Annotated in this window: 22 protein-coding genes; 14 read left to right on the top strand and 8 right to left on the bottom strand. The window is 71.3% G+C overall.

Annotation, left to right across the window (positions count from 1 at the left end; genetic code table 11):
• The first annotated feature begins 29 nt into the window (after nucleotides 1-29).
• Genes rsfS through ACFO0C_RS46305 form a run of 4 tightly spaced genes read left to right on the top strand, consistent with a single transcriptional unit; the run spans nucleotide 30 to nucleotide 2,356 of the window.
• Nucleotides 30-425 (top strand): ribosome silencing factor, encoded by a 396-nt coding sequence (gene rsfS, locus ACFO0C_RS46320; protein ID WP_093621549.1) that lies wholly within the window; start codon nucleotides 30-32, stop codon nucleotides 423-425.
• Complete coding sequence (locus ACFO0C_RS46315; RefSeq protein WP_378073265.1) at nucleotides 422-1,054, top strand: histidine phosphatase family protein; 633 nt, start codon at nucleotides 422-424, stop codon at nucleotides 1,052-1,054. Before rsfS ends, ACFO0C_RS46315 begins: the two co-directional genes overlap by 4 nt.
• A 34-nt stretch (nucleotides 1,055-1,088) precedes the next feature.
• A complete protein-coding gene (locus ACFO0C_RS46310) occupies nucleotides 1,089-1,466 on the top strand; it encodes a hypothetical protein (RefSeq protein ID WP_378073264.1) in 378 nt (125 codons plus the stop codon).
• A 29-nt stretch (nucleotides 1,467-1,495) separates the two neighbouring features.
• The gene (locus ACFO0C_RS46305) at nucleotides 1,496-2,356 is read left to right on the top strand and encodes a DegV family protein (protein ID WP_378073263.1); all 861 of its coding nucleotides are present in this window, start codon (nucleotides 1,496-1,498) and stop codon (nucleotides 2,354-2,356) included.
• 206 nt (nucleotides 2,357-2,562) lie between these two features.
• On the opposite strand, the gene ACFO0C_RS46300 is transcribed toward ACFO0C_RS46305, so the two are convergent.
• Both ACFO0C_RS46300 and ACFO0C_RS46295 read right to left on the bottom strand, forming a co-directional pair.
• Nucleotides 2,563-3,654, bottom strand: a complete 1,092-nt coding sequence (locus tag ACFO0C_RS46300; protein WP_378073262.1) for a hypothetical protein — start codon at nucleotides 3,652-3,654, stop codon at nucleotides 2,563-2,565.
• Nucleotides 3,611-4,372 carry a putative protein N(5)-glutamine methyltransferase gene (locus ACFO0C_RS46295; protein ID WP_378073261.1) on the bottom strand — a complete coding sequence of 254 codons (762 nt, stop codon included), beginning with the start codon at nucleotides 4,370-4,372 and terminating at the stop codon, nucleotides 3,611-3,613. Before ACFO0C_RS46295 ends, ACFO0C_RS46300 begins: the two co-directional genes overlap by 44 nt.
• A gap of 115 nt (nucleotides 4,373-4,487) precedes the next feature.
• On the opposite strand from ACFO0C_RS46295, the gene ACFO0C_RS46290 reads away from it, so the two are divergent.
• The 4 genes from ACFO0C_RS46290 (at nucleotide 4,488) to ACFO0C_RS46275 (ending at nucleotide 9,945) form a co-directional block, all read left to right on the top strand.
• Complete coding sequence (locus ACFO0C_RS46290) at nucleotides 4,488-5,366, top strand: helix-hairpin-helix domain-containing protein (RefSeq protein WP_378073260.1); 879 nt, start codon at nucleotides 4,488-4,490, stop codon at nucleotides 5,364-5,366.
• The gene (locus ACFO0C_RS46285) at nucleotides 5,366-7,765 is read left to right on the top strand and encodes a ComEC/Rec2 family competence protein (RefSeq protein ID WP_378073259.1); all 2,400 of its coding nucleotides are present in this window, start codon (nucleotides 5,366-5,368) and stop codon (nucleotides 7,763-7,765) included. The genes ACFO0C_RS46290 and ACFO0C_RS46285 overlap by 1 nt, the downstream gene beginning before the upstream one ends.
• A gap of 207 nt (nucleotides 7,766-7,972) precedes the next feature.
• Nucleotides 7,973-8,956 (top strand): DNA polymerase III subunit delta, encoded by a 984-nt coding sequence (gene holA, locus ACFO0C_RS46280; protein ID WP_378073258.1) that lies wholly within the window; start codon nucleotides 7,973-7,975, stop codon nucleotides 8,954-8,956.
• Entirely contained in the window at nucleotides 8,953-9,945 is a 993-nt protein-coding gene (locus ACFO0C_RS46275; protein WP_378073257.1) for a hypothetical protein, read from the top strand. The genes holA and ACFO0C_RS46275 overlap by 4 nt, the downstream gene beginning before the upstream one ends.
• 600 nt (nucleotides 9,946-10,545) lie before the next feature.
• On the opposite strand, the gene rpsT is transcribed toward ACFO0C_RS46275, so the two are convergent.
• Both rpsT and ACFO0C_RS46265 read right to left on the bottom strand, forming a co-directional pair.
• Entirely contained in the window at nucleotides 10,546-10,812 is a 267-nt protein-coding gene (rpsT, locus tag ACFO0C_RS46270; RefSeq protein WP_183226191.1) for a 30S ribosomal protein S20, read from the bottom strand.
• Between the two features lie 164 nt (nucleotides 10,813-10,976).
• The gene (locus ACFO0C_RS46265) at nucleotides 10,977-11,981 is read right to left on the bottom strand and encodes a phosphotransferase family protein (RefSeq protein WP_378073256.1); all 1,005 of its coding nucleotides are present in this window, start codon (nucleotides 11,979-11,981) and stop codon (nucleotides 10,977-10,979) included.
• Between the two features lie 53 nt (nucleotides 11,982-12,034).
• Here ACFO0C_RS46265 and ACFO0C_RS46260 point away from each other — a divergent pair, with 53 nt between their 5' ends.
• The 4 genes from ACFO0C_RS46260 (at nucleotide 12,035) to ACFO0C_RS46245 (ending at nucleotide 16,320) form a co-directional block, all read left to right on the top strand.
• Nucleotides 12,035-12,568, top strand: coding sequence for a DUF4240 domain-containing protein (locus tag ACFO0C_RS46260; RefSeq protein ID WP_378073255.1), 534 nt, complete (start codon nucleotides 12,035-12,037; stop codon nucleotides 12,566-12,568).
• Nucleotides 12,569-13,045: 477 nt separating this feature from the next.
• Entirely contained in the window at nucleotides 13,046-13,987 is a 942-nt protein-coding gene (locus ACFO0C_RS46255; RefSeq protein WP_378073254.1) for an MOSC domain-containing protein, read from the top strand.
• Nucleotides 13,988-14,075: 88 nt separating this feature from the next.
• On the top strand, nucleotides 14,076-15,956 hold the full coding sequence (gene lepA / locus ACFO0C_RS46250) for a translation elongation factor 4 (protein ID WP_378073253.1): 1,881 nt from the start codon (nucleotides 14,076-14,078) through the stop codon (nucleotides 15,954-15,956).
• Between the two features lie 82 nt (nucleotides 15,957-16,038).
• Nucleotides 16,039-16,320: a GlsB/YeaQ/YmgE family stress response membrane protein gene (locus tag ACFO0C_RS46245; protein WP_378073252.1), complete on the top strand. Its 282-nt coding sequence runs from the start codon at nucleotides 16,039-16,041 to the stop codon at nucleotides 16,318-16,320.
• Nucleotides 16,321-16,600: 280 nt separating this feature from the next.
• Here the strand turns inward: ACFO0C_RS46245 and ACFO0C_RS46240 are convergent, their stop codons facing one another.
• The 3 genes from ACFO0C_RS46240 to ACFO0C_RS46230 all read right to left on the bottom strand — a co-directional run bounded on the left by ACFO0C_RS46240 (nucleotide 16,601) and on the right by ACFO0C_RS46230 (nucleotide 20,181).
• Nucleotides 16,601-18,352, bottom strand: coding sequence for a diguanylate cyclase (locus ACFO0C_RS46240; RefSeq protein WP_378073251.1), 1,752 nt, complete (start codon nucleotides 18,350-18,352; stop codon nucleotides 16,601-16,603).
• Nucleotides 18,353-18,465: 113 nt separating this feature from the next.
• Nucleotides 18,466-19,332, bottom strand: a complete 867-nt coding sequence (locus ACFO0C_RS46235) for a hypothetical protein (protein WP_378073250.1) — start codon at nucleotides 19,330-19,332, stop codon at nucleotides 18,466-18,468.
• Between the two features lie 84 nt (nucleotides 19,333-19,416).
• Nucleotides 19,417-20,181 (bottom strand): enoyl-CoA hydratase-related protein, encoded by a 765-nt coding sequence (locus ACFO0C_RS46230; RefSeq protein ID WP_378073249.1) that lies wholly within the window; start codon nucleotides 20,179-20,181, stop codon nucleotides 19,417-19,419.
• Between the two features lie 31 nt (nucleotides 20,182-20,212).
• Between ACFO0C_RS46230 and hemW the strand changes: the two genes are divergently transcribed.
• On the top strand, nucleotides 20,213-21,412 hold the full coding sequence (gene hemW / locus ACFO0C_RS46225) for a radical SAM family heme chaperone HemW (RefSeq protein WP_378073248.1): 1,200 nt from the start codon (nucleotides 20,213-20,215) through the stop codon (nucleotides 21,410-21,412).
• Nucleotides 21,413-21,418: 6 nt separating this feature from the next.
• Here the strand turns inward: hemW and ACFO0C_RS46220 are convergent, their stop codons facing one another.
• Nucleotides 21,419-21,841 (bottom strand): DUF4870 domain-containing protein, encoded by a 423-nt coding sequence (locus ACFO0C_RS46220; RefSeq protein WP_378073247.1) that lies wholly within the window; start codon nucleotides 21,839-21,841, stop codon nucleotides 21,419-21,421.
• A 131-nt stretch (nucleotides 21,842-21,972) separates the two neighbouring features.
• Between ACFO0C_RS46220 and hrcA the strand changes: the two genes are divergently transcribed.
• Complete coding sequence (gene hrcA / locus ACFO0C_RS46215; protein WP_378073246.1) at nucleotides 21,973-22,995, top strand: heat-inducible transcriptional repressor HrcA; 1,023 nt, start codon at nucleotides 21,973-21,975, stop codon at nucleotides 22,993-22,995.
• The last annotated feature ends 5 nt before the right edge of the window (nucleotides 22,996-23,000 follow it).

The raw sequence follows: 23,000 nt of genomic DNA, 5'->3' as shown, positions 1-23,000 counted from the left end.
TCCTGTAACCCGACCGAGGGGACCCTCTTTTGCCCGTCACCGAACGCGCTCTCGAACTAGCCCTGACGGCCGCACAGGCCGCCGCGGACAAGAAGGCGCACGACATCTCCGTCATCGACGTCGGCGAGCAGCTCTACATCACCGACGCCTTCGTCATCGCCTCGGCCTCCAACGAGCGCCAGGTCATGGCCGTCGTCGACGCCATCGAGGAGGCGCTGCTCAACCTCCCGGAGAAGGCGAAACCCGAGCGCCGTGAGGGCCACCAGCAGGGCCGCTGGGTGCTCCTCGACTTCGTCGACATCGTGGTGCACGTCCAGCACGACGAGGAGCGCGAGTTCTACGCCCTCGACCGCCTGTGGAAGGACTGCCCCATCATCCCGTTCGTCGACCGGGACCTGGCCGAGGCCGGCGCCGAGGCGCCGTGACGCGCCTCATCGTCTGGCGGCACGGCAACACCGACTGGAACGCGGGTTCCCGCGTGCAGGGGCAGACCGACGTGCCGCTCAACGACCTCGGCCGCCGTCAGGCCGTCGACGCCGCTGAGCTGCTGGTCCGCCTCCAGCCGGCGGCGATCGTCGCCAGTGACCTGAGCCGGGCCTTCGACACCGCGGCCGCGCTCGCCGCGCTGACCGGCCTGGCCATCAGCACCGACGAGCGTCTCCGCGAGCGGCACTTCGGCGAGTGGCAGGGCCTCACCATGGCCGAGGTCGCCGCCGGCCGGCCCGACGAGCACGCCCGCTGGACCGCCGGTCAGGACGTCATCGGCGGTGGCGTGGAGACCCTCGACGACCTCGGCAAGCGGGTCTGCGACGCCCTGCAGGACGCGGCCCGCCTGGCCCCGCCGGGCGGCACCGTCGTCGTCGCCACCCACGGCGCCGCGGCCCGCTCGGGTGTCGGTCACCTGCTCGGCTGGCAGCGTGAGCAGCTGCGCACCCTGCGCGCGCTGCAGAACTGTCACTGGGTGGAGCTGACCCACGACGAGGCCCGTGGCTGGCAGATGGCGTCCTACAACGTCGGGGTCCTGGCCGAGCGCCCGGCCCCGCCGGCAGTGTAGGGAACCCGGATATGTCCGGTAACGTCGGAACATCATGCTGATCCGTAGAACCGTCGTCCCCGCCGCGCTGCTCCTGGCGCTTTCCGCCGGCTGCGCGAACAACACTCAGACCCCCATCGACGCCGGCGGCCCGATCCCCGAGTCCGCCGTCGCGTCCCCCGCGGCCCCGACGGTCTCCGCCCTCCCCGGCGAGACCACCCTCACCGGCACCGTGACCGCCGGCGTCGAGCCGAACTGCCTGCTCCTGAAGGACGGCACCGGCGACCACCTGCTCATCACCGACGACACCACTCTGCGTGCCTCCCTGCAGCCCGGCGCCGAGGTCACCGTGGTGGGCAAGTCCGAGCCGGGGCTGATGACCACGTGCATGCAGGGCAAACCGTTCGTGGTCTCCTCGGTGGCCCCCAGCTGACGCACATCTGAATCAAGTACCTTGCCTCCATGACCATCGCGGTAGTCACCGACTCCACCGCGTACCTGCCGGGCGAACTGAACGGCACGTATGAGCTGACCATCGTGCCTCTCACCGTCGTGATCAACGGCTGGGGCGGGCTGGAGGGCCTCGAGGTCTCCCCGGCCGAGGTGGCCCGGGCGCTCACCGCGCGCCGGGCCGCCGTCAGCACGTCCCGGCCGGCACCCTCCCAGTTCGCCGAGGAGTACCGCCGTCTGCTCGACGCGGGCGCCGACGGTGTCGTCTCGGTGCACCTGTCCGCCAAGCTGTCCGGCACCTACGAGGCCGCGCAACTCGCCGCGGCCGAGGTCGGCCCCCGGGTCCGGGTGGTCGACAGCGGGACCGCCGCGATGGGCCTCGGCTTCCCGGCGCTCGCGGCCGCGGCCGCCGCGCGCCAGGGCCACGATCTGGAGACGGTCACCCGGGCCGCCGTCGACAACGCCGCCGCGGTGACCACCCTCTTCTATGTCGACACGCTCGAGTTCCTGCGTCGCGGCGGCCGCATCGGTGCCGCTGAGGCGCTGCTCGGAACGGCGCTGTCGGTCAAGCCGATCCTGCATGTGGAAAATGGCGCGGTCGTCGTCCGTGACAAGGTCCGGACGGCGGGGCGGGCCCTCACCCGGCTCGTCGACCTCGCCGTCGAGGCGGCCGGTGACGGCGAGGCCGACGTCGCGGTGCATCATCTGGGCACGCCGGACCGGGCGGCGGCGCTGGTCGAGGATCTTCGCGCCCGGCTCGGCGATCGCTTGCGCGATTGCTATCTCACCGAGGTGGGTGCGGTGGTCGCGGCACACACCGGTCCGGGTCTGGCGGGGGTCGTCGTCCATAAACGCGTTGGGGTACGGGATTAGCGTCTGTCCCCGACCGCACCCATCGGTCCCGTGCGCGCAGGGGTACTACGCCTGACCTCGGTAGATTCACGCCAGGTCCCGTCTCCACGGCGGGGGTCGATCCTGGTGAGGGTCGCATCCGGCCCGGCGGTCGCGTTTCGGCCGGGAGGTGGCGGGTGCCTCGCGGTGTGGCCACGGTGCTCTTCGTGGCCGTACCAAATCATGATCTAACGCGGCCAACCGGAGGCCCGCCAGCGGACCGGGGTGTGCGTGGTGGGGGTGAGGTGCGGGGCGAGCGCCGCCCAGGGGATGGTGCGGTCGCCGGCCTGTACCTCGTCGGCCTCCGGGAGAAGCGTCGGGGTGTCCTGCGGCCAGACGGCGCGGGTGCGCCAGCCCTCGGAGGCGTCGCCGAGCAGCTGGAGGCGGGCCGACGGGAGGGACGGGTCCGGGGGCTGCCGGTGGTATTCGTGCATGGCCAGGAGACGTTCGGCGCGGCGGACCGTCTGGTGCAGCGGGTGGCCCGGCGGCGCGGAGTAGGGGACCGTGCAGCCGTCGTCGCCGCTGCGGTAGGCCATCGGGCTCAGCGGGTGCGGCGAGGTGACGAAGATCGTCTCCGCCTCGGCGAACAGCGCCACCAGGATCGGGCTGTCGTCCGCGGTGACCAGGAGCGTTCCGCGTTCCGGGGCGAACGCGACCGGGGTGCCGCCGACCTGGCCGGACAGGCGGGCCAGCCAGCCCTGGAGCAGCAGGTGTGACGTCCAGTACGCGTTGCCGTCGTCGACGAACCGCACGATCACCGGGCCACTGGCCACGCCGTGCAGGACCGCGCCGGTCAGATTGGCACGGGCTCTCGCGAAGATCTCGTCGGCGGGCACTGCCCACGTGGCCGCCTGCGCCGGTGTCACATAGGTCATCGTGTCCGGCTGATCGACCACCGCGAACTCCGACAGGAACGGCAGGACCGGGCGGCTCAACGGTGCTCCCGGAGCGGCACCGCGCAGCACCGGGCGCAGCAGGGGAGCGGCGGCGTCCCAGCCGGGCGCGGCGGCGACGATCAGGTGCCGCAGATCCTTCCGGCGGCCCAGCAGCGGGGCGAGCGGGAGGATCGTGGGCTCGACGTCGCCCGGTGCGGTGAACCGGACCTCGAACGGCCCGGAGAAGTACCGGGCGTCCCGGACACCGGCGCGGCGCAGGCGCCGGAGCACTCGTCCGGCCAGCCGGGCGCGGGCGATCCTACGCAGCAGGCCCACGGTGTCCTCGGGGATTCTCGTCGGGTCATCGAGGCCGGCGCGCCAGGATCGCGCGGGCGTCGAGATCATCGTCGGTGACGACGGCGGCCGTCAATCCGTTCCCATCGGCGATCGTCGACGCCACCGGGGCCTGCGCCTCGGAGATCTCCGAGATCAGGACGCCGCCGGGCGCCAGCCAGTCGCGGGCGCCGGCCGCCACCTCGCGGAACACGGCCAGGCCGTCGTCACCACCGTCCAGGGCCGTGCGGGGCTCGTGGTCGCGGGCCTCGGCGGGAAGGAACGGGAGGTGCGGCGTGGCCACGTACGGAACGTTGGCCAGGAGGAGGTCGATCCGGCCGAGCAGAGATGCCGGGAGGGCCCCGAAGAGGTCGCCGTGATGAACGTTTGCCAGCAGGTTGTCCCTGGCACAGGCGACCGCCGCCGGGTCCACGTCGGCGGCGTGCAGGGTGATGCCGGGCGCCCGGTGGCGGACGGCCAGGCCCAGCGCTCCGGAACCGCAGCACAGGTCCACGACCAGGGCGTCCGGGCGGATCTCGGCGAGGGCCAGGCGGACCAGGAGCTCGCTGCGGACCCGGGGGACGAAGACTCCGGGGCGCAGACGGACCCGGACACCGCAGAAGTCGGCGTATCCGACGACCTGCTCCAGGGGCTCGCCCGCGGCCCGGCGCTCCACCAGCACGGGCAGCGGGGCACCGGCGGCGGCCGCCTCGATCAGCACGTCCGCCTCGTCCTCGGCGAACACGCACCCGGCTGCCCGTAACCGGGATATCGCCTGCTCTCGGGTCACATGCGGTCCTTCGGGGGTTGTCCACAACGCTGGTTCGTCCACAGGGCCGCGAGCGGGGGAGCGATCAGGTTCCTACGGTCGGGCCGTGCGAGAGGCGAAGGATAGCGGTGACGTCGTGGGAGCGCGCCTCCGGGCGGTGCTCGATCGGGGCGCGGGCGGGCGGGTCGATCCCGCGGAGGGGCCGCTGGACTGGGCGGACATCATTCCCGCGTGGTCAGCCGAGGAGGACGATGTCTCCCCTTTAGGGGACGGCGGGCGTTCCGGTCGGGCCGGCGGCGGTTCGCGGGCGTCTTCGGGCTATCCGTGGGACTCCGCCGCGACCCCGGCCGAGGGCGGGCTCAGTGGGGAAGGGGCGTTCGGCGGTGGGCGGCGGCAGTGGCTGCACGCCTTTGACCCGGGACGGCCGGGCGTGCGGGCGATGGCCGCCGTGGCGGTCGTGGTCGTGCTGGTGGCGGGGTTCCTGGCCTGGAGGTCTCGGCCGCGGGTCGACGAGGTCGTGTCCGATGCCGCTGCCACGGCTTCCGGGGTGGCCGGTGCGAGCCGGGCTCCCGCATCCGGTCCCGTCGCCGGTGAGCTCGTGGTCGCGGTCGGCGGCAAGGTGCGGAAGCCGGGGCTGGTGCGGCTGGCGACCGGGTCCCGGGTGGCGGACGCGCTGGAGGCGGCCGGTGGCGCGCAGCCCGGGGTCGACGTGGCACCCCTCAATCTCGCCCGCAAGGTCGTCGACGGCGAGCTCATCATGGTCGGGGTCACCCCGCCACCCGGCGCCACCGCCGGGGTCGCCGCCACCCCCGGTGCCGCCGGCGGGGTGGTCAATCTCAACACGGCGACCCTCTCCCAACTCGACTCGCTGCCAGGGGTGGGGCCGGTGCTCGCGCAGCGGATCCTGGACGCGCGGGACGCACAGGGCGGTTTCCGGGCGATCACCGACCTGCGGAAGGTCGATGGGATCGGTGACTCCCGGTATGAGCAGCTCAAAGACCTGGTGACGGTCTGATGGCCCCGGACGTGCGGGGGCCGGGGAAGGTGCCCGAGTCGCGGAGGGTGCCCGATCTGCGGCTGGCCGGGTTCACGGTGGGCCTCTGGCTGGCCGCGCTGGGGGCTTTGCACCTGTCGGCCGGCTGGGGACTCGTCACCGGCGGCGCGGGCCTGGTGTCCGCCGGATTCCTGGTCGCCGCCGTGCGCCGGGCCTCCGCGGGCACCGGGGCCTGGTGGGCCGGGGCCGCGCGGTGGATCGGGGTGGCCGTGGCGCTCGGAGTGGGGTGCGGAGCCGTCGCGACGGCGGCGCGCGTCTCGGTCCGGGAGGCTCCGGCACTGGCCGGGCTGGTCGGGGCGGGTGCGACCGTCCAGGTGGAGCTGGTCGTCCGGGACGACCCGCGGCCGCTGGCCGGGTCCGCGGGGCCACCCACCTACCTGGTCGCCGTCGATCTGGAGTCGGTGACGGCCGAGGACGCCGCGCCGGTCCGGCTGTCCGCGCGGGCGCTGGTGCTCGGCGCCGACCCGGGCTGGCGGGGACTGCTTCCGGGTCAGCGGGTCGCGGCGACCGGGCGGCTCATGCCACCACGGCCGGGCGACCTGCGGGCCGCCGCGTTGTCGGCGCGGAAGCCACCCCGTCTGCTCGGCCGGCCGTCCTGGGCGCAGCGGGCCGCCGGGGTGCTGCGGACCGGCCTCCAGCGGGCCTGCGAGCCGCTGCCGGACGACTCCGGCGGGCTGCTCCCCGGGCTGGTGGTGGGCGACACGAGCCGCCTGGACCCGGCCCTGGAGGAGGACTTCCGGACCACCGGCCTCACCCACTTGACGGCCGTTTCAGGCACCAACGTGGCAATCGTCCTGGGGGTGGTGCTCTTCGTCGTGCGGCGGCTCCGGGCCGGGCCGGTGCTCTGCGCGGTGCTGTGTGCGATCGCGCTGGCCGGGTTCGTCATCCTGGCCCGGCCGTCGCCGAGCGTGATCCGGGCCGCCGCGATGGGCGCGATCGGGCTGATCGGGCTGGCGAGCGGGCGCAGCCGGGCAGCGGTTCCGGCGTTGGCCGCGGGCGCGGCGGTGCTCCTCGTCGTCGATCCGGAGCTCGCCGCGGACGCCGGGTTCGCGCTCTCGGTGATGGCCACGGCCGGTCTGCTGCTGATCGCTCCGGTCTGGCGCGACGGGCTGCGCCGCCGCGGCTTCCCGGCCGGGGTCGCCGAGGCGCTGGCCGTGCCGGCGGCGGCCCAGGTCGCCTGCGGACCCGTCGTCGCGGCCATCTCCGGCACGGTCAGCCTGATCGCCGTGCCGGCCAACCTGGTCGCGGTCCCGGCGATCGCCCCGGCCACGCTGTTCGGTGTCGGGTCGGCGGTGCTCTCGCCGTTCTGGCCGGCGGGCGCCGAGTTCGCCGCCTGGGCCGGGCACTGGCCCACCGAGTGGCTGGTGCTCGTCGCCCACACCGGGGCGCGGGTGCCGGCCGGAGCGCTGCCGTGGCCGGGCGGCGCCGCAGGCGGGGTGCTGCTCGCGGTGCTGACCGTGGCGTTCCTGGTGGCGGCCCGGCGGGTGGTCGTGCGCCGTCTGGCCACCGTGATCGCCCTCGGCGCGATGCTCGGCGCCCTGCCGGTCCGGTTGCTCGCGTCCGGCTGGCCGCCACCGGGCTGGCTCGTGGTCGCGTGTGCGGTCGGACAGGGCGACGCCGTGGTGCTGGCGGCCGGACCCGGGCGGGCCGTGGTCGTCGACGCCGGGCCCGAGCCGGACGCCGTCGACCGGTGCCTGCGACGACTCGGTGTCGAGGAGGTGGCGATCCTGGTGGTCAGTCACTTCCACGCCGACCACATCGGTGGGGTCGCCGGGGTGTTCCGGGGGCGGGAGGTGGGTGCGGTCATCGGCCCGGACTGGGCGGAGCCGGCCGGCGGGCGGGCCTCGGTGGAGGACGCGGCGGCCGCGGCCGGGATCGCTGTGCAGACGGTGGGGGCCGGGTGGGCGTACCCGGTGGGTGGTCTGGGTCTGGAGGTTCTCGGGCCGATCACACCGATGCGTGGCACCAACTCCGACCCGAACAACAACTCCCTGATCCTGCGGGCCGTCGCCGGTGGCCGGTCGGTGCTGCTGCTCGGCGACGCCGAGACCGAGGAGCAGGAGGACCTCGTGACCGCGCTCGGGGCGCCGGCTCTGCGGGCGGACGTGCTGAAGGTGGCGCATCACGGCAGCGCGTTCCAGTCGGTCGCACTGGTGGACGCGGTGGACCCGGCGGTGGCGCTCGTGTCGGTGGGGCGGGACAACGATTACGGGCATCCGAACGCGATGCTGCTCGGGCGGATCGCCCAGGGTGGGGCGCGGATCCTGCGCACCGACGAGTCGGGGGACGTGGCGGCGATCGTGGTCGATGGCGGCCTCGCGGTGGCGGCACGCGGAGCCGATGATGACACGCCCGGGTGAGGGATCAGCGTCGGCAGATTATATCCCGGATCATCCTCGATTGGACGCTTATAGCACGAATCGGGGAAGGGCCTGTTCGACCTGGGACAAGCGACTTTACGGCGGGCTGAGCATGTTCGGTTGCCGATATGTCTGGTTTCGCGTTCGGTGATCAGCGGTCTGCGCTAACGAGTGAGGCTCGCGGAACTGTCGGTCCTCCGTGCGACGATGTTGCACGTGAATGCCGCGCCACCCCCCTCGTTGCTGCTCGTCCAAGGCGATGAGGAGCTGCTCGCCGCCCGTGCCGTCGCCGAGGCGGTCGAGGCTGCGCGGGCGGCCGACCCGGGCGCCGACGTCCGGGAGTATGAGGGCGGCAACCTGGCGGCCGGCGAGGTCGCCGAGATGCTGAGCCCGTCACTCTTCGGTGGCCGCCGCGTCCTGGTGATCAGAAGCGGTCAGGATGCGCGTAAGGATCTCACCGCCGCGCTGCTCGCCTATGCGAAGAGCCCCGACCCCGAGGTCACCCTGGTCGTCACTCATGTGGGCGGGGCCAAGGGCAAGGCGTTCGCCGACGGGCTGCGTGCCGCCGGCGCCACCGTCGTGCCGGTGATGAAGCTGAAGAAGGACTCCGAGCGGATCGCGTTCGTCCGCAACGAGTTCCGCCGCAACGGCGGCCGGTGCGACGACTCCGCGGCGTCCGCGCTGCTCCAGGCCGTCGGCAACGATCTGCGGGAGATCGCCGCCGCCTGCTCCCAGCTGCTCGCCGACACCGATGGCAAGATCACCGAGGCGGTGGTCGCGCGGTACTACAAGGGCCGTGCCGAGGTCACCGGCTTCGCGGTCGCCGACGCCGCGATGGTCGGCGACCTGCCCGGCGCGCTCGAGGCGCTGCGCTGGGCCCTGCACGTGGGCGTCGACCCGGTGCCGATCGCGGACGCCCTGGCCGACGGGGTGCGGACCGTGGCGCGTGTGGCTTCGGCGGGGCGCGGTAATCCGTACCAGCTGGCCAGCAGCCTCGGCATGCCCGCCTGGAAGATCGAGAAGGCGCAGCAGCGCAGCCGCGGCTGGACCCCGGAGGGCCTGGTCGACGCGATGCGAGCCGCCGCCGACTGCAACGCCGCCGTCAAGGGTGGCGCCGAGGACCGCGGCTACGCGCTGGAGCAGACCGTCTTCGCGATCGCCGCCGCCCGCCGCGACGGAGGCGCCCGATGACCCGCTCCTCCGCGCCTGTCCGGCGCGCCCTGCCGCTCTACGCCCGGATGCTGCGACTGCGCCATCTCGCGCCCAGCGGTCTGCTCTGCTTCGTGTTTCTCGAGGGTGCCGTGGTTCTCGGTGTCCTGCTCGCCCTGGCCGAACTGGTCAGCTGGTGGGGGGTGGTCGTCCTGCCGGTCACAGTGGCGCTCATGGTCAAGTTCAACGACCTGGTCGCGGGGGCGATCGTGCCGCGTCCGGTCGCCGGGGAGGGCGCGTCGTCCCGGTCCTCCGTGCTGCGGCCGGCCGCCATGGTCACGCCGGTCGAGGATCCGCCGGTTGAGCGGACCGCTGTGCTTCGGGCGCCGGAGCGGGGTAACGGGTTCGGGCCGGCGTTCTCCCGGCCGCCTGGTGGGGAGTCCCGATCTCGCTCCGGGGAGCAGGGCGTTTACGTCTCCGCCTCTGGAGAGCGTTCCGCCTCGGGCCCCGGCCGTGTCTCCGGGTCTGGCCATGTCTCCGGGTCTGGCCATGTCTCCGGGTCTGGCCATGTCTCCGGCTCCGGTTTTGTCGGTGCGCGGGGTGGAGGCTTCGGGTCGCCTTCCGCGGAGCGGTCCTACCGGTCCGGCTCCGATGGATATCAGACCGGTGACGGGTTCACACCTGCTGCCGCGCCGGTGACCGGTGGGTTCAGGCCGGCCGGCATGCCGCTCACGGGAGGCTACGCGCCGATCGTCTCGACCGATCCGGCCGACCTCGGCTACGAGCCGGGCGCCTCACTCGACGGGATGTCGGGGGTGCCGGCCGTCGGCTATCCCGGTTCGTATTCGCGTGGTCTGTCCGCCTCGTCCGGGCGCTCCGGAGACGAGGGCCAGCAGCACCAGGTGCGCGCGGCCGTGGAGCCGGCGGAGGAGTCGCGGGGAAACAACGCGCCCGTCCGCCGCGCATGGGCCGACGAGTTGGACGTGCGGCAGCAGATGGCACGTCGGGCGGCTTCCCGCCGCTACGAGTAGTCGGATCGTTTCCGGGGTCGGGCATGACATGGCTCGGTATCTCTGTGCGAGCCGGTGCCCGGCGCTGAGGGTGTCCCGGCGTGTCGCTCTCCCCGGACAAAGCCGGCATCCCGCATGGGCCGGCATCCCGCATGGGCCGGCATCCGCATCGGCCCGCATCCCGTATGGGCCGGCATCCACATCGGCCCGCATTCCGCATGGGCCCGCATCTCGCATGGGCCGGCGTCCCACGTAACTCGGCATCGCGCGATGCGACATCCGAATACCAACATGCCTATATGCTATGAAGCCGCCTATTTCTATGAAACAGGACATAGGGAATATTTCCGGCAGTGCGGTAGTCCAGCGGTTTGGTGACGCCCGGCAGCAGGTGAAAGATCGCTGTTTGTCGAGCCCTCAGGACTGAGTCGAGCCCTCAGGACTGAACTGAACGCGACCATGCGCCGTGCGGACCGAGTCGACGACCGCAACGAAACCGGGCACCGTCGCGAACCCTGAGGTTCGACGGTGCCCGGGTATGTCCAAACCGGCCCACCTCAAAGGCGGGCACGGGTCATCAGCCGCATCAGTGCGGCCGTGACCTGATCCAGAACGAGGGGATCAGGCGGACAGCGCGGCGATCTTCTTGGCGATGGCCGACTTGCGGTTGGCCGCCTGGTTCTTGTGAATGACGCCCTTGCTGACGGCCTTGTCCAGCTGGCGCGAAGCGTCACGCAGCAGAGCGGTGGCCGACTCGACGTTGCCCGAGTCGCTCGCCTCGTGCAGCTTGCGGATCACGGTCTTCAGCGAAGACTTGACCGACTTGTTGCGCAGACGGGCCTTCTCGTTCTGCCGGTTGCGCTTGATCTGGGACTTGATGTTCGCCACGCGACAGCCTTGTCCTGACTAGTTCGGGAAAATGGTCTCAAACGAGTGGTCACCGCGCGGCCGTCTCGATCCGGCGAAGCCGGTGCAGGAAACAACTGCGTGTCACCACACGCGAAGAAACAGATTACCAGCACGGCAAACGGCCCGCCAAAACGGCTCCGGTTTCAGCGGCGGAACCAGCGGCGTCTGCCGGAGGTCTCGCCCCAGCCACGGCGCTCGGCGAGCCAGGCGAGGGCCTGCTCCCCACTGAACCGCTGATGCTGCCGACTGTGAGGCGACGCACTGCTCGGCCCGTCCCCGGCTCGGACCAGCCAATATCCGGCGAGTGCCGCCAGCGCCCCGTCGACCCCCTCGTCGGGTGCGCCCCAGGCGTTCAGCACGGCGTCGGTGTCCAGGCCACTGGCGTACGCACTGACCAGCAGCGTGACCGTGTCGAACCAGGGCGCCCCGAGACACGGCCACGTCCAGTCACACAGCCAGGCCCGGCCGCCGGTGTCGATCAGCACGTTGTCGACCCGCAGATCGCCGTGGCACATTCCGTCCCCGGCCGCCAGCGCGGGCAGCGCACGTTCGAGTTTCGCCAGGTCGGAGAGCCGTTGCGGAGCGATCGTCGACAGTGCCGGCTCGGGCATCGGCGCACGGCGCGCGGCGATCAGTGACCACCATGACATCTCGTCGCGGAGGATCTCCGGAAGCGCCGGCATGCCGATCTCCAGGAGCCGCGGCGACGGGTAGGCGAGCGCGGTCGCCGCCGCCGACCAGGTCCGCAGTGCCGTGTCCAGGTTCTCCTGTGACCAGGGCAACTCCGGGATCCGGCCGTCGATCGCTTCCAGGCACAGCACGAACCAATCAGAATCGGTCATAGTCCAGAGCGGTCGGGCAGCTGTCACCTCCGGTGGGAGGGCCGAGGTGAAGGCGGCCTCCCGGGCGTACCAGTCCGACACCGGGTCACTCAGGGGCGCAGTCTTCAGGAAGACACTGGTCCCGGCCTCGGTCTCGATCACCGCGGCGAACGCCCGGGTGAACCCACCACCGGCGCTGCGCGCGGCGGACACCGGCGATCCGAGACGCAGGCTGATCGCTTTCCGCAGGCTGTCCGGCAGGTCAGACCAATCCGGTCGTACGGCCGTCGCGCCGTACGGAACATCAGGCAGAGTGATCGGCCGCATGACTCCATCCTGCCGCTCGCGAAAATGTCGTACCGCACTGGCAGGATCGCGGCATGCGAACCGACGATTTCTGGGCGGTCATCGACCGCGCCACCGCTGACCGGCCGGCCTCGCCCGCCGAGGTGGCCGAGCGTGCCGTCGCCGACCTGGCCACGCGCGATCCGGAGGAGATCGTCGCGTGGGGCCGTCACCTGGACAAGGTGATGGTCGCCTCGGGGACGGAGGATCTCTGGGCCGCGGCCTATCTGATCAACAGCGGCGCCGACGAGGCGGGCTTCGACGCCTTCCGCGGCTGGCTGATCGCCCATGGCCGCAAAGCCGTGGCCGCCGCCGTTCAGAAGCCGGATGTGCTGGCCAATGTCGTGGTGATCAAGGAGGCAGCCGACACCGGAGCGGTGTTCGAGGCCGAGGAGGTGCTCGGCATCGCCGCCCGCGCCTACGAGGAGGCCACAGGCAAGCCGCTGCCCTCCGAGGACCGACCACGCACCCGCCCCGAGGTCGCCGACCTGTGGGACTTCGACAACGAGGACGAGATGCGCCGCCGCCTGCCCCGGCTGGCCGCGCTCTTCCTGGAGCCACCGGACTGATCGCCTTCCGGGCGCGGCCGGACTGATCGCCTTCCGGCCGTGGCCAGGTTGATCGCCTTCTGGCCGTGGCCGGGTTGATGGCCTTCTGGCCGTGGCCGGACCGGTCAGAGCCCTCGGTTCCGTCACCCGTCATCCATGTTGCTCCAGCCATGCCAGGCGCCACCGAGTTGGGTGAAGATCGGGCGCCCGCGAAGTCGGTCGCCGAGCGGCCGTGGTCGCGAGGTCGCGAGGTTCCGGCTGCGGGGCCTGTGGCCGAGGAACCGATGGTTGCGCGGGGCCATTTGCCGCGAACATGGTGGTCGTGTTGGTCGGCGCCGTGAGATGAGTGGCTGGGCGCGGTTCGTCGCGGCTGGAGATCCTCCTTGGGCCGGCTTGGACGGGCGGTGGGCGGCCGGCTTGGACGGGCGGTGGGCGGGTGTCGTTCGTTTGGCGGGAAACGGGTCGAGGACGAGTGCCGGTGATGGTCAGACTCGGGGCATGAGTGATGAGTCGGGGACGGTCGTCGCGGTCAGCCGGAATGATGCCTACACGTTCACCAAGCCCAATCGCGACTCGATCGTGCTGGTGGCGGGGCTTGGTGTGGAGGGTGATGTGCATGCCGGGGTGCATGTGCGGCATCGCAGCCGGGTAGCGGCGGATCCCACCCAGCCGAATCTTCGGCAGGTGCATCTCATTCAGGCCGAGTTGTTCGGCGAGGTCGCGGCGAAGGGGTACGACGTGCCCGCGGGTGGGCTCGGGGAGAACGTGACAACCCTCGGTCTGGATCTTCTCAGGCTGCCGCCGGGCACGATCCTGCGCTTCGGCGTGGCTGGTGGTGAGGCCGTGGCCGGCGGTGACCGCGTGGCCGGTGGTGACCGCGTGGCCGGTGGTGACCGCGTGGCCGGTGGTGAGGGCGCGGCTGGCGGTGAGGGCGCGGCTGGCGGTGAGGGCGCGGCTGGCGGTGAGGGCGCGGCTGGCGGTGACGGCGCGGCTGGCGGTGGCGGCGTGACCGGCGGTGACGGCGTGGCTGGCGGTGACGGCGTGGCTGGTGGTGACGGCGTGGCCGGTGGTGCTCCGGCTGGGGTCGGGGCTCTCCGAGGGGTGGGGGCTCTCGACGGGGTGCTTGCGGCGGCTCGCGGGGCTCGGCTGGATGCGGCCACGGCCAGGGCCGCGGCTGCTGTGGCTGCTGCCGCCGGGCGGGATGTCGGGGAGGATCCTCGGCCGGCGATCGTGCTGGCGGGGCTGCGTAATCCGTGTGTGCAGATCAACCGGTTCCGGGAGGGGCTGCTCAAGGAGGTTCTCGGGCAGGACGGTTCCGGGAACGTGATCCGCAAGGCCGGTGTGATGGCGGTCGTGCTGCGTGGTGGGGTGATTCGCCCGGGGGATCCGGTTGTGGTGGAGCTGCCGCCGGGTTCGCGGGTCCCGCTGGAACGGGTGTGATCGGACCTGCCCTTCCGGGCGTGGGACGATAGGGGTCGCCGGCGGTTGAGCCGGCGTCCGCAGCCAAGCCCGAGAAGAACGGAAGACCGTGCCTGGACCGCTCGACCCCGGCGTGAACGTGATCGGATCGACCGATCCCAGCCGCATCCGCAACTTCTGCATCATCGCCCACATCGACCACGGCAAGTCGACGCTGGCCGACCGGATGCTGCAGATCACCGGGGTGGTCGACCCGCGCCAGATGCGCGCGCAGTACCTCGACCGGATGGACATCGAACGCGAGCGCGGCATCACCATCAAGTCGCAGGCCGTGCGCATGCCGTGGACGGTGCGGGAGGGTGACAAACAGGGCGAGTCCGTCGTCCTCAACATGATCGACACTCCGGGGCACGTCGACTTCACCTACGAGGTGTCGCGGAGCCTGGCCGCCTGTGAGGGTGCGGTCCTGCTCGTCGACGCCGCGCAGGGCATCGAGGCGCAGACCCTCGCCAACCTGTACCTGGCGATGGAGAACGACCTCCACATCATCCCGGTGCTCAACAAGATCGACTTGCCGGCCGCGCAGCCGGAGAAGTATGCCGAGGAGCTCGCGAAACTGATCGGCTGCGAGCCGTCGGACGTGCTGCGGGTGTCCGGCAAGACCGGCGTCGGTGTGGATCACCTGCTGGATGAGATCGTCCGGCAGTTCGTGGCCCCGGTCGGTGACGCGGTGGCTCCGGCCCGCGCGATGATCTTCGACTCGGTCTATGACGTCTATCGCGGCGTGGTCACCTACGTCCGTGTGATCGACGGTCGCATCGAGGCTCGCGACAAGATCAAGATGATGTCCACCGGCGCGGTGCACGAGCTGCTGGAGATCGGTGTCGTCTCGCCCGAGATGGAGAAGGCCACGGCGCTCGGTGTCGGCGAGGTCGGTTACCTGATCACCGGGGTGAAGGACGTCCGTCAGTCGAAGGTCGGCGACACCGTCACCGGCAACAACCGGCCGGCCAAGGAGGCGCTCGGCGGCTACAAGGACCCGAAGCCGATGGTCTACTCGGGTCTCTACCCGATCGACGGCTCGGACTATCCGGCGCTGCGTGACGCCCTCGACAAGCTGAAGCTGAACGACGCGGCGCTCACCTACGAGCCGGAGACGTCGGCGGCGCTCGGTTTCGGGTTCCGCGTCGGCTACCTGGGCCTGCTGCACCTGGAGATCATCGGCGAGCGGCTGGAGCGCGAGTTCAACCTCGACCTGATCTCCACCGCCCCCAACGTGGTCTATCAGGTCTTCACCGAGGACGGGAAGGACTCGGTGGTCACCAACCCGAGCGAGTTCCCGTCCGGCAAGATCGCCGAGATCCACGAGCCGGTGGTACGGGCGACGGTCCTCGTCCCCAACGAGTACGTCGGCGCCGTCATGGAGCTGTGCCAGAGCCGCCGGGGCAGCCTGCTCGGCATGGAGTACCTGTCGTCCGAACGGGTGGAGCTGCGCTACACACTGCCGCTCGCGGAGATCATCTTCGACTTCTTCGACCAGCTCAAGAGCAAGACCAAGGGGTACGCGTCACTCGACTACGAGCCCTCCGGCGAGCAGGTGGCCGACCTGGTCAAGGTGGACATCCTGCTGCACGGCGAGCCGGTCGACGCCTTCAGTGCGATCGTGCACAAGGACAAGGCGTACACCTATGGCACGACGATCGCCGCCAAGCTGCAGAAACTCATCCCGCGTCAGCAGTTCGAGGTGCCGATCCAGGCGGCCATCGGCAGCCGGATCATCGCTCGCGAGACGATTCGCGCCATCCGCAAGGACGTGCTCGCGAAGTGCTACGGCGGTGACATCAGCCGGAAGCGGAAGCTGCTGGAGAAGCAGAAGGAAGGCAAGAAGCGGATGAAGATGGTGGGTCGCGTGGAGGTGCCGCAGGAGGCCTTCATCGCCGCGCTCTCCACCTCGGACACCGCTGACACCAAGGGGACAGCCAAAAAATAGGGCGGTTTGATTCCTCGGGGGGTCGGGAACACAGGGGCTCGACGGACGCAACCAACAAGCTCCACCCCCGAGGAGGACCCTGATGGAACTCACGCTTACCGGCATCATCGTCGCCCTGATCGTCGGTCTGATCATCGGTGCGCTCGGCCGGCTCGTGGTGCCGGGCAAGCAGAACATCCCGATCTGGCTGACCATGGTCGTCGGTGTTGTCGCCGCTCTGCTGGGCACCGTGCTGGCTCGTGCGCTCGGCGTTGCGGACACCCGCGGTTTCGACTGGATCGAGTTCTTCTTCCAGGTCGTCCTGGCCGCCATCGGTGTCGCCCTGGTCGCCGGCACCAGTGGCCGTCGCCGCCTGACCCGCTGACGCGCGGTCTGACCCATACGCGAGAAGCCGACCCCAACGGCGGGGCCGGCTTCTCGCGTTTCCGGCCGCAGTGAACGCGACGGAAGCGACTAGCGGGACCGAAGCAGTGAGCGGGACCGAAGCAAAGGGTGGGACCGAAGCAACTTAGCGGGACCGAAGCAGTGAGCGGGACCGAAGCAAAGAGCGGGACCGAAGCAACGAGCGGGACGGAAGCGACCGGCGGGACCGAAGCGACCCTTCGGGACTGGCGAGGGAAAGAGCCGGCCGGGGTGCGTCGCGATCAGTAGCGGAACTTGTCGCGGGCGCTGCGCCGGTTGACCCACGCCGGCAGTTCACCCTGATGCTCGTGGTGCGGCGCCGGGTCGGTGACGTCGTTGCTGGTGCCGACCGGCCGCAATGTCACCACCAGGCCCTGGACGAGGCGGTCGTGGCGCAGATCCCGGTACGCCATGGCGACGAGGACCTGGGTGCCGTCCGTCCGGTGCAGGGCGCAGTACACCGTTCCGTCGCCCTCGGCGTGCAGCGCGTCCCGTACCGCTGCCCGGTCGTCGGCATGAACCAGATCGTCGAAGACGGTGAGTGGCGGCAGGTCGCCGCCACCGGTCAGACGTCGCAGACCCGGACTCGCGTAGCGGATCCGGTGGTCGGAGTCGACGACCGCCATGATCTCCGCTGTGTTGCCGGTGACGGCCCGAAGGTAGAGATCGCTGTCGCGGCGGCCGACTGCTTCGACGAGGGTGATCCGGTCGAGCGCCAGCGCGGTCTCGCCGGCCAGCACCTCGAGCGCGTCGCGCCCCGCCACCAGGGCGTCCCGCCGGGCGGTGATGATCAGGGCGCCGCCGCTGGGCCGGGCCACGGCCAGCGGTTCCAGCCGGAGCGGGCAGACCAGCGTGCGGTCGTTGATCCACCAGCTGTGCGTCCCGGCCTCGGCGGACGCGGGGCGGGAGATCCGGCTGGGTGTCCCGGCTTCAGCAGGGGTGGGACGGGGGATCCGGCTGGGTGTTCCGGCCTCAGCGGGCGTTGGGCGGGGGATCCGGCCGGGCGTCGCGGTGTCGGGGGGTGCCAGGGGCAGGCCCAGCCGGGCGAGTCGGCCGTCGTCGGTGGCGAGGATCACACGATGGACCGCTCCAGCCGGCAGCAGGCGGGCGACAGCGGCCTCGACCGCCTCCTCGACGGCGGGTACGTCGGCCGCGGCGACCAGCGCGGTGTTCGCGGCCCGCAGGCCGCGCTCCCGGGTCAGGGCGAGGCTGTGCTGGTGTACGGCATCCCCGAGCCGCGTGATCGTGAGCATGAGCGTGATCGCCCCGGTCACCGCGATCACCACCCCGTTGCGGACCGGCCCGGAGAGGGCCTCGACGATCAGCACGCACGGCGGGGTGGCCGCGGAGAGCGCGAGCAGGATGGTGTCGCGGAACCGCCACGGCGACATCCGGGCCGTGCGCGGCTCGGTGAGCCGGACCATCGACGGGTGCAGCGCGGACAGCCCCCACGCCAGGTAGAGCAGCACGTAGGCGGACTCGGCGGCCCGGCTCCCGCCGGTGAGCGGGTAGAGGACGTCCCCCGCCAGCATCCCGGCCGAACCGCCGACCAGCAGGATGGCGGCGACGTTGCGGCGGTCGGCGGCCACCAGGCGCACGGCGACGCCGACCAGCAGCAGATCGCCGATCACGTCGGCCGGAGACACGGTCCGGAACCGGCTGTCGACGCTGATCACGAACACCCAGACCACGAGCATCGCGGAGCACGCGAACGCAACCAGATCGATGAGCCGGGCCCGGTCGACGAGCAGCGAGCCGCCCCGGGTGAACTGGAGCAGGCTCAGCGCCACGAGAGCGAACATCACGAGGTAGGCGGTGTCGGCCAGTGCCATCCGGTGGTAGGCGAACCAGACGTCCCCGGCCGCCAGAGTCGCGACCGCCCCGGCCAGGAGCAGCCACGGGGCGCGACGGGTCGGACGGTGCCGGTGCACCCCCCACAGGATGGCGCCGGCGCTGCCCGCTCCCAGCAGGATCCACTCGATCGCCCTCAGCACGACCTACTTAGTACCAGGGAGGTTGCTGACTGTCCATGTGGATGTATACGCAGCGCAACCGCTATCGGGAAAGCGAGACATTACGGGTAGTCACCGATACTTCCGGCTGTTTCTCAATGAAAGACCTCCGCTACGACCTGGGCCTGAGCGTTCCCGTCGCCGTTGGTTACCGGCTGCCACTTTCCCTCCGGGGCGTGCCACTCCAGGTCGCCGAAACGTACCCGTTCGAGGCCGGTGGCTGAGGCGTGCGAGACCAGCCAGTGCGCGAACCGCCAGCCGACACTCGCATCGGCCACCTCGACGGTGAGGCCGGCGACCTCGGCGCTGCGGGCCTGACCGGTCAGTTTCTTGCCCCAGTCGAGCTGGAGGCTGCTCAGCAGCGCGGCCGCCGCCTCCGCGCCGCGCACCGCCGGGATGTCCGGCACGACGCACTCGACGGCACCGGTGGCCCGGCCGGTCAGTGCGGCGGCCAGCACCTTCGACTCGTCGGCCCACTTCTCGTAGGCCTCCGGGTACGCCGACCGCTGCACCTTCTGGGCGGCATCGGTGACCCGCATCTTCTCCCAGCCCTTGACCTTCTTGAGGGCCGCGTAGAACTTGCCGGCCGAATAGCGCGGGTCCTTGATCTCCTCGACCGTGCCCCACCCCTGGCTGGGCCGCTGCTGGAACAGGCCGACCGAGTCGCGGTCGCCACTGTCCAGATTCTCCAGTTTCGACTCCTGGAAGGCGGTGGCGAGCGCGACGACGATCGCCTGCTCGGGCATGTTGCGCCGGACACCGACGGCGGCGATGGTCGCCGCGTTGGCCATCTGCGCGGTGTCGAGGGTGACCTGGCCGTCGGCGCGGACCGTGCACTCGGGACCGAGAACGGGCAGCTTGATCGTGCCGGCGAGGTTGTTGATCAGGACGACCACACCGGCCACGACGGCGAGGCTCAGCACGGCGACAACGCCCACGATCGGCTTCGCGCGCACCTGCACCTCCTCTGACGCCGGACGCCAAGCCTAGACAACGACCGCTCGGGACCCGGCGTCACTGTGCTCCGGGGCACCCGACCGGGGCGATCAGCGGATCCAGCTCGGGTCGCGTTTCTCGCGGACGGCGGCCACACCCTCCCGCCCCTCGGCCGACTTGAAGTAACCGGCCGAACGGTGCGCGAGATCGGCCAGGTCGGCCCGGATCGAGTCGGCGCGCGTACGCCGCAGAAGTTGTTTGGTGCCGGCGAGCGCGAGCGGACCGCCCCGGATGAGGGAGGAGCAGTAACGCCGCACCGCGTCGTCCAGATCGTCCTCGGCGACGGCCGCGGTGACCAGGCCGATCTCGGCCGCCCGCGTGCCGTCGAAGACGTCACCGGTCAGATAGAGATCGGCGGCGGCCCGGGGCGACAGGCGCGGCAGCACCGTCGAGCTGATCACCGCGGGGATCACGCCGAGCCGGACCTCGGTGAAGGCGAAGGTGGCCGAGCGGGTGCAGACCGCGATGTCGGCCGCGCCGATCAGGCCGAGGCCACCGGCCCGGGCCGGCCCGGCGATCCGTGCGATCACCGGCTTCCCGAACTCCCAGAGCACGGCCAGCACGTCGGCGAGCATCTCGGCGGGCAGCCGGTCACCGGGACCGGCCGCTGCCGTCTCCTTCAGGTCGACGCCGGAGGAGAAGACCGGGCCCTCGTGGGTGAGAACCACCACACGGCTTTCCGGGTCGGCGGCCGACGCGGCGAGCGCGTCCAGCAGCTGCCCGAGCAGCGCGGTGGAGAGCGCGTTGCGGCTGGCGGGGTTGTCGATTGTCATCGTGGTCACGCCGGCGGCGGTGACGGTACGGACCAGATCCATCCCGGAACTGTAAGACGTGCACACTTGACGGATGGCCGGCGCACTCCCCGATGGTGAACCCGTACCCTCCGACGGGTCCCTCCCCGACGAAGCCACCCGTGAGGTGGGGAAGAACGGTTTCGCCGTCTACGTGCACGTCCCGTTCTGCGCCAGCCGCTGCGGGTACTGCGACTTCAACACCTACACGGCCAGTGAGCTGGGCGGTGGCGCGAGCCGCGAGGAGTATGCGGAGACCGTCCTGGCCGAGCTCGCCCTCGCGGCCCGGGTGATCGAGCCCGGCCCGGTCGGCACCGTCTTCGTCGGCGGCGGCACGCCCACCCTGCTCAGCACCGACGACCTGGGCCGGATCCTGGAGGGCATCGACCGCACGTGGGGGCTGGCCCCGGGCGCCGAGGTGACCACCGAGGCCAACCCGGAGTCGGTGGACCCGGCCTACCTGCGGCGGCTCCGGGGCGCCGGTTTCACCCGGATCTCGCTCGGCATGCAGTCGGCGGCCGCCGGGGTGCTGCGGGTGCTCGACCGCAAGCACACCGCCGGCCGTGCCCCGCAGGCTGCGATCGAGGCCCGCGAGGCCGGCTTCGAGCACGTCAACCTGGATCTGATCTACGGGACGCCGGGGGAGAGCGCCGACGACTTCGACAGGTCGCTGCGGGCGGTCGTCGAGGCCGGCGTCGACCACGTGAGCGCGTACGCGCTGATCGTCGAGGACGGGACCCGGATGGCCGGGCGGATGCGGCGGGGCGAGTTGCCGTACCCGTCCGACGATGTGGCGGCCGACCGCTACCTGGCGGCCGAGGCGGCGCTGAGCGAGGCCGGCTTCGGGTGGTACGAGGTGTCCAACTGGGCCAGGCCGGGCGGCGAGTGCCGGCACAACCTGCTGTATTGGACCGGCGCCGACTGGTGGGGCCTCGGGCCGGGCGCGCACAGCCACGTCGGCGGGGTGCGCTGGTGGAACGTCAAACACCCGTCGGCGTACGCGAAACGCCTCACCGCCGGGGAATCACCCGGACACGCCCGGGAGTTGCTGACCGGCGCGGATCGGCACATGGAGGACGTCATGCTCCGGGTCCGGCTGCGGGACGGCCTGCCGCTGGACGGCCTCGACGCCACGGGGACCGCGCGGGCGCTGGCCGGCGGGCTGCTCGAGCCCGGCGCCTACGAGCAGGGGCGGCTCGTGCTCACCCTGCGGGGCCGGCTGCTGGCCGACGCGGTCGTCCGTGACGTGCTGTGAGGGCCCCTACCTGAGGAAACGGGCGCTCATCGGGTAGTTGAAGGGCTCGCCGTTGGCTGCCTTGACACCGGCGATGACACCGACGACCGTGGCGATCAGTGTGGCCGCGCCGAGGATCAGCACGCCGATGCCGATGCAGGTCAGCACACTGCCGACCAGGGCGATGATGCCCCAGAGCAGGTGGAAGTTGAGGCCCTTGACGGCCTCGGAGCGGACCACCGGGGACTGGTTGCCGCGGACCACGAGCGCGACCAGCGGCGCGACCCAGCCGAGCATGCCGGCACCGAAGAGGGCGCCGGCCGCGCCCCCGAAGTGCGTCACCAGGATCCACATCCGGTCCTGTAGCGGGTCCTGCTGGTAGCCGTAGCCGTAGGGCTGGTCGGGCGGAGGGGGCGGAGGATACCCGCCGGAGTAGGGGGGCTCTGTCATGTCTGACACGCTAGGACCCCGGGAACAACCGGTTGAAGGCGGTCCGCCGTACTTTCGATCATCGCGTTGTGACCGCCCGCGACGTAGACTGGCACTCTATTAGCGGGAGTGCCAAACGGGGGAGGGGTCATATGAGTCTGGATGACCGCAAGCTCGAGGTGCTCCGGGCGATCGTCGAGGACTACGTCGAGACACAGGAGCCGGTGGGCAGCAAGGCTCTGGTCGACCGGCACAAGCTCGGTGTCTCCCCGGCCACCGTCCGCAACGACATGGCCGTGCTGGAGGAGGAGGGCTACATCCGGCAGCCGCACACCAGTGCCGGCCGGGTGCCCACCGACGCCGGTTACCGGCTCTTCGTCGACCGGCTCACCAAGATAAAGCCGTTGAGCCCGGCCGAGCGCCGCGCCATCGAGCGTTTCATGGTGGGTGCCGTCGACCTCGACGACGTGGTGCACCGCACCGTCCGGCTCCTCGCGCAGCTCACCCGCCAGGTCGCCGTCGTGCAATATCCGAGCCTGTCCCGCTCCGCCGTGCGCCATCTGGAGCTGGTGCCGATCTCCACCACCCGCCTGATGCTGGTGATGATCACCGACACCGGCCGGGTCGAGCAGCGCCTCGTGGAGATGCCCGGCCCGCTGGCCGACGGCGAGGTGTGGGAGCTGCGGCTGCGGGTCAACGAGAAGCTGGCCGGTCAGCGGCTCGCAGACACCCCGCCCCTCGTGCAGAAACTCGTGGAGGAGTGCGCTGTCGAGCGGCGCGCCGCGATGACATGCTTGGCGTCGGTTCTTCTGGAGACTCTGGTCGAGCGGAGTGAGGAGCGCCTCGCGCTGGCCGGTACGGCCAACTTGACACGCGGGGGTGTGCTGGACTTCCAGGGCACACTGCGGCCCGTCCTCGAAGCACTCGAGGAGGAGGTCATCCTTCTGAAGCTCATAGGCGATCTGGAGCCCCGGACCACCCGGGTCCTGATCGGCGACGAGAACCAGATCGACAACCTGCGGTCGGCGTCCGTGGTGAGCAGCGGTTACGGACCGGGTACCACGATCGTTGGGGGGCTCGGCGTGCTGGGCCCCACCCGGATGGACTACCCCGGCACTATCGCTACCGTTCGTGCAGTGGCACGCTACGTTGGCGACCTGTTGGCACAGAATTGACGGAT

The sequence above is a fragment of the Actinoplanes subglobosus genome, from assembly GCF_042650585.1.
Classification (GTDB): Bacteria; Actinomycetota; Actinomycetes; order Mycobacteriales; family Micromonosporaceae; genus Actinoplanes; species Actinoplanes subglobosus.
The sequence above is the reverse complement of the archived record's forward strand: the minus strand, read 5'-3'. Positions and strand labels throughout refer to the sequence as shown.

Bases quoted from the DNA above. Each gene is read 5' to 3' on its own strand.
- ACFO0C_RS46310 (WP_378073264.1), top strand. From the start codon at position 1,089: ATGCTGATCCGTAGAACCGTCGTCCCCGCCGCGCTGCTCCTGGCGCTT.
- ACFO0C_RS46305 (WP_378073263.1), top strand. From the start codon at position 1,496: ATGACCATCGCGGTAGTCACCGACTCCACCGCGTACCTGCCGGGCGAA.
- ACFO0C_RS46300 (WP_378073262.1), bottom strand. From the start codon at position 3,654: ATGATCTCGACGCCCGCGCGATCCTGGCGCGCCGGCCTCGATGACCCG.
- ACFO0C_RS46285 (WP_378073259.1), top strand. From the start codon at position 5,366: ATGGCCCCGGACGTGCGGGGGCCGGGGAAGGTGCCCGAGTCGCGGAGG.
- holA (WP_378073258.1), top strand. From the start codon at position 7,973: ATGTTGCACGTGAATGCCGCGCCACCCCCCTCGTTGCTGCTCGTCCAA.
- ACFO0C_RS46275 (WP_378073257.1), top strand. From the start codon at position 8,953: ATGACCCGCTCCTCCGCGCCTGTCCGGCGCGCCCTGCCGCTCTACGCC.
- ACFO0C_RS46265 (WP_378073256.1), bottom strand. From the start codon at position 11,981: ATGCGGCCGATCACTCTGCCTGATGTTCCGTACGGCGCGACGGCCGTA.
- ACFO0C_RS46260 (WP_378073255.1), top strand. From the start codon at position 12,035: ATGCGAACCGACGATTTCTGGGCGGTCATCGACCGCGCCACCGCTGAC.
- ACFO0C_RS46255 (WP_378073254.1), top strand. From the start codon at position 13,046: ATGAGTGATGAGTCGGGGACGGTCGTCGCGGTCAGCCGGAATGATGCC.
- ACFO0C_RS46245 (WP_378073252.1), top strand. From the start codon at position 16,039: ATGGAACTCACGCTTACCGGCATCATCGTCGCCCTGATCGTCGGTCTG.
- ACFO0C_RS46230 (WP_378073249.1), bottom strand. From the start codon at position 20,181: ATGGATCTGGTCCGTACCGTCACCGCCGCCGGCGTGACCACGATGACA.
- hemW (WP_378073248.1), top strand. From the start codon at position 20,213: ATGGCCGGCGCACTCCCCGATGGTGAACCCGTACCCTCCGACGGGTCC.
- ACFO0C_RS46220 (WP_378073247.1), bottom strand. From the start codon at position 21,841: ATGACAGAGCCCCCCTACTCCGGCGGGTATCCTCCGCCCCCTCCGCCC.
- hrcA (WP_378073246.1), top strand. From the start codon at position 21,973: ATGAGTCTGGATGACCGCAAGCTCGAGGTGCTCCGGGCGATCGTCGAG.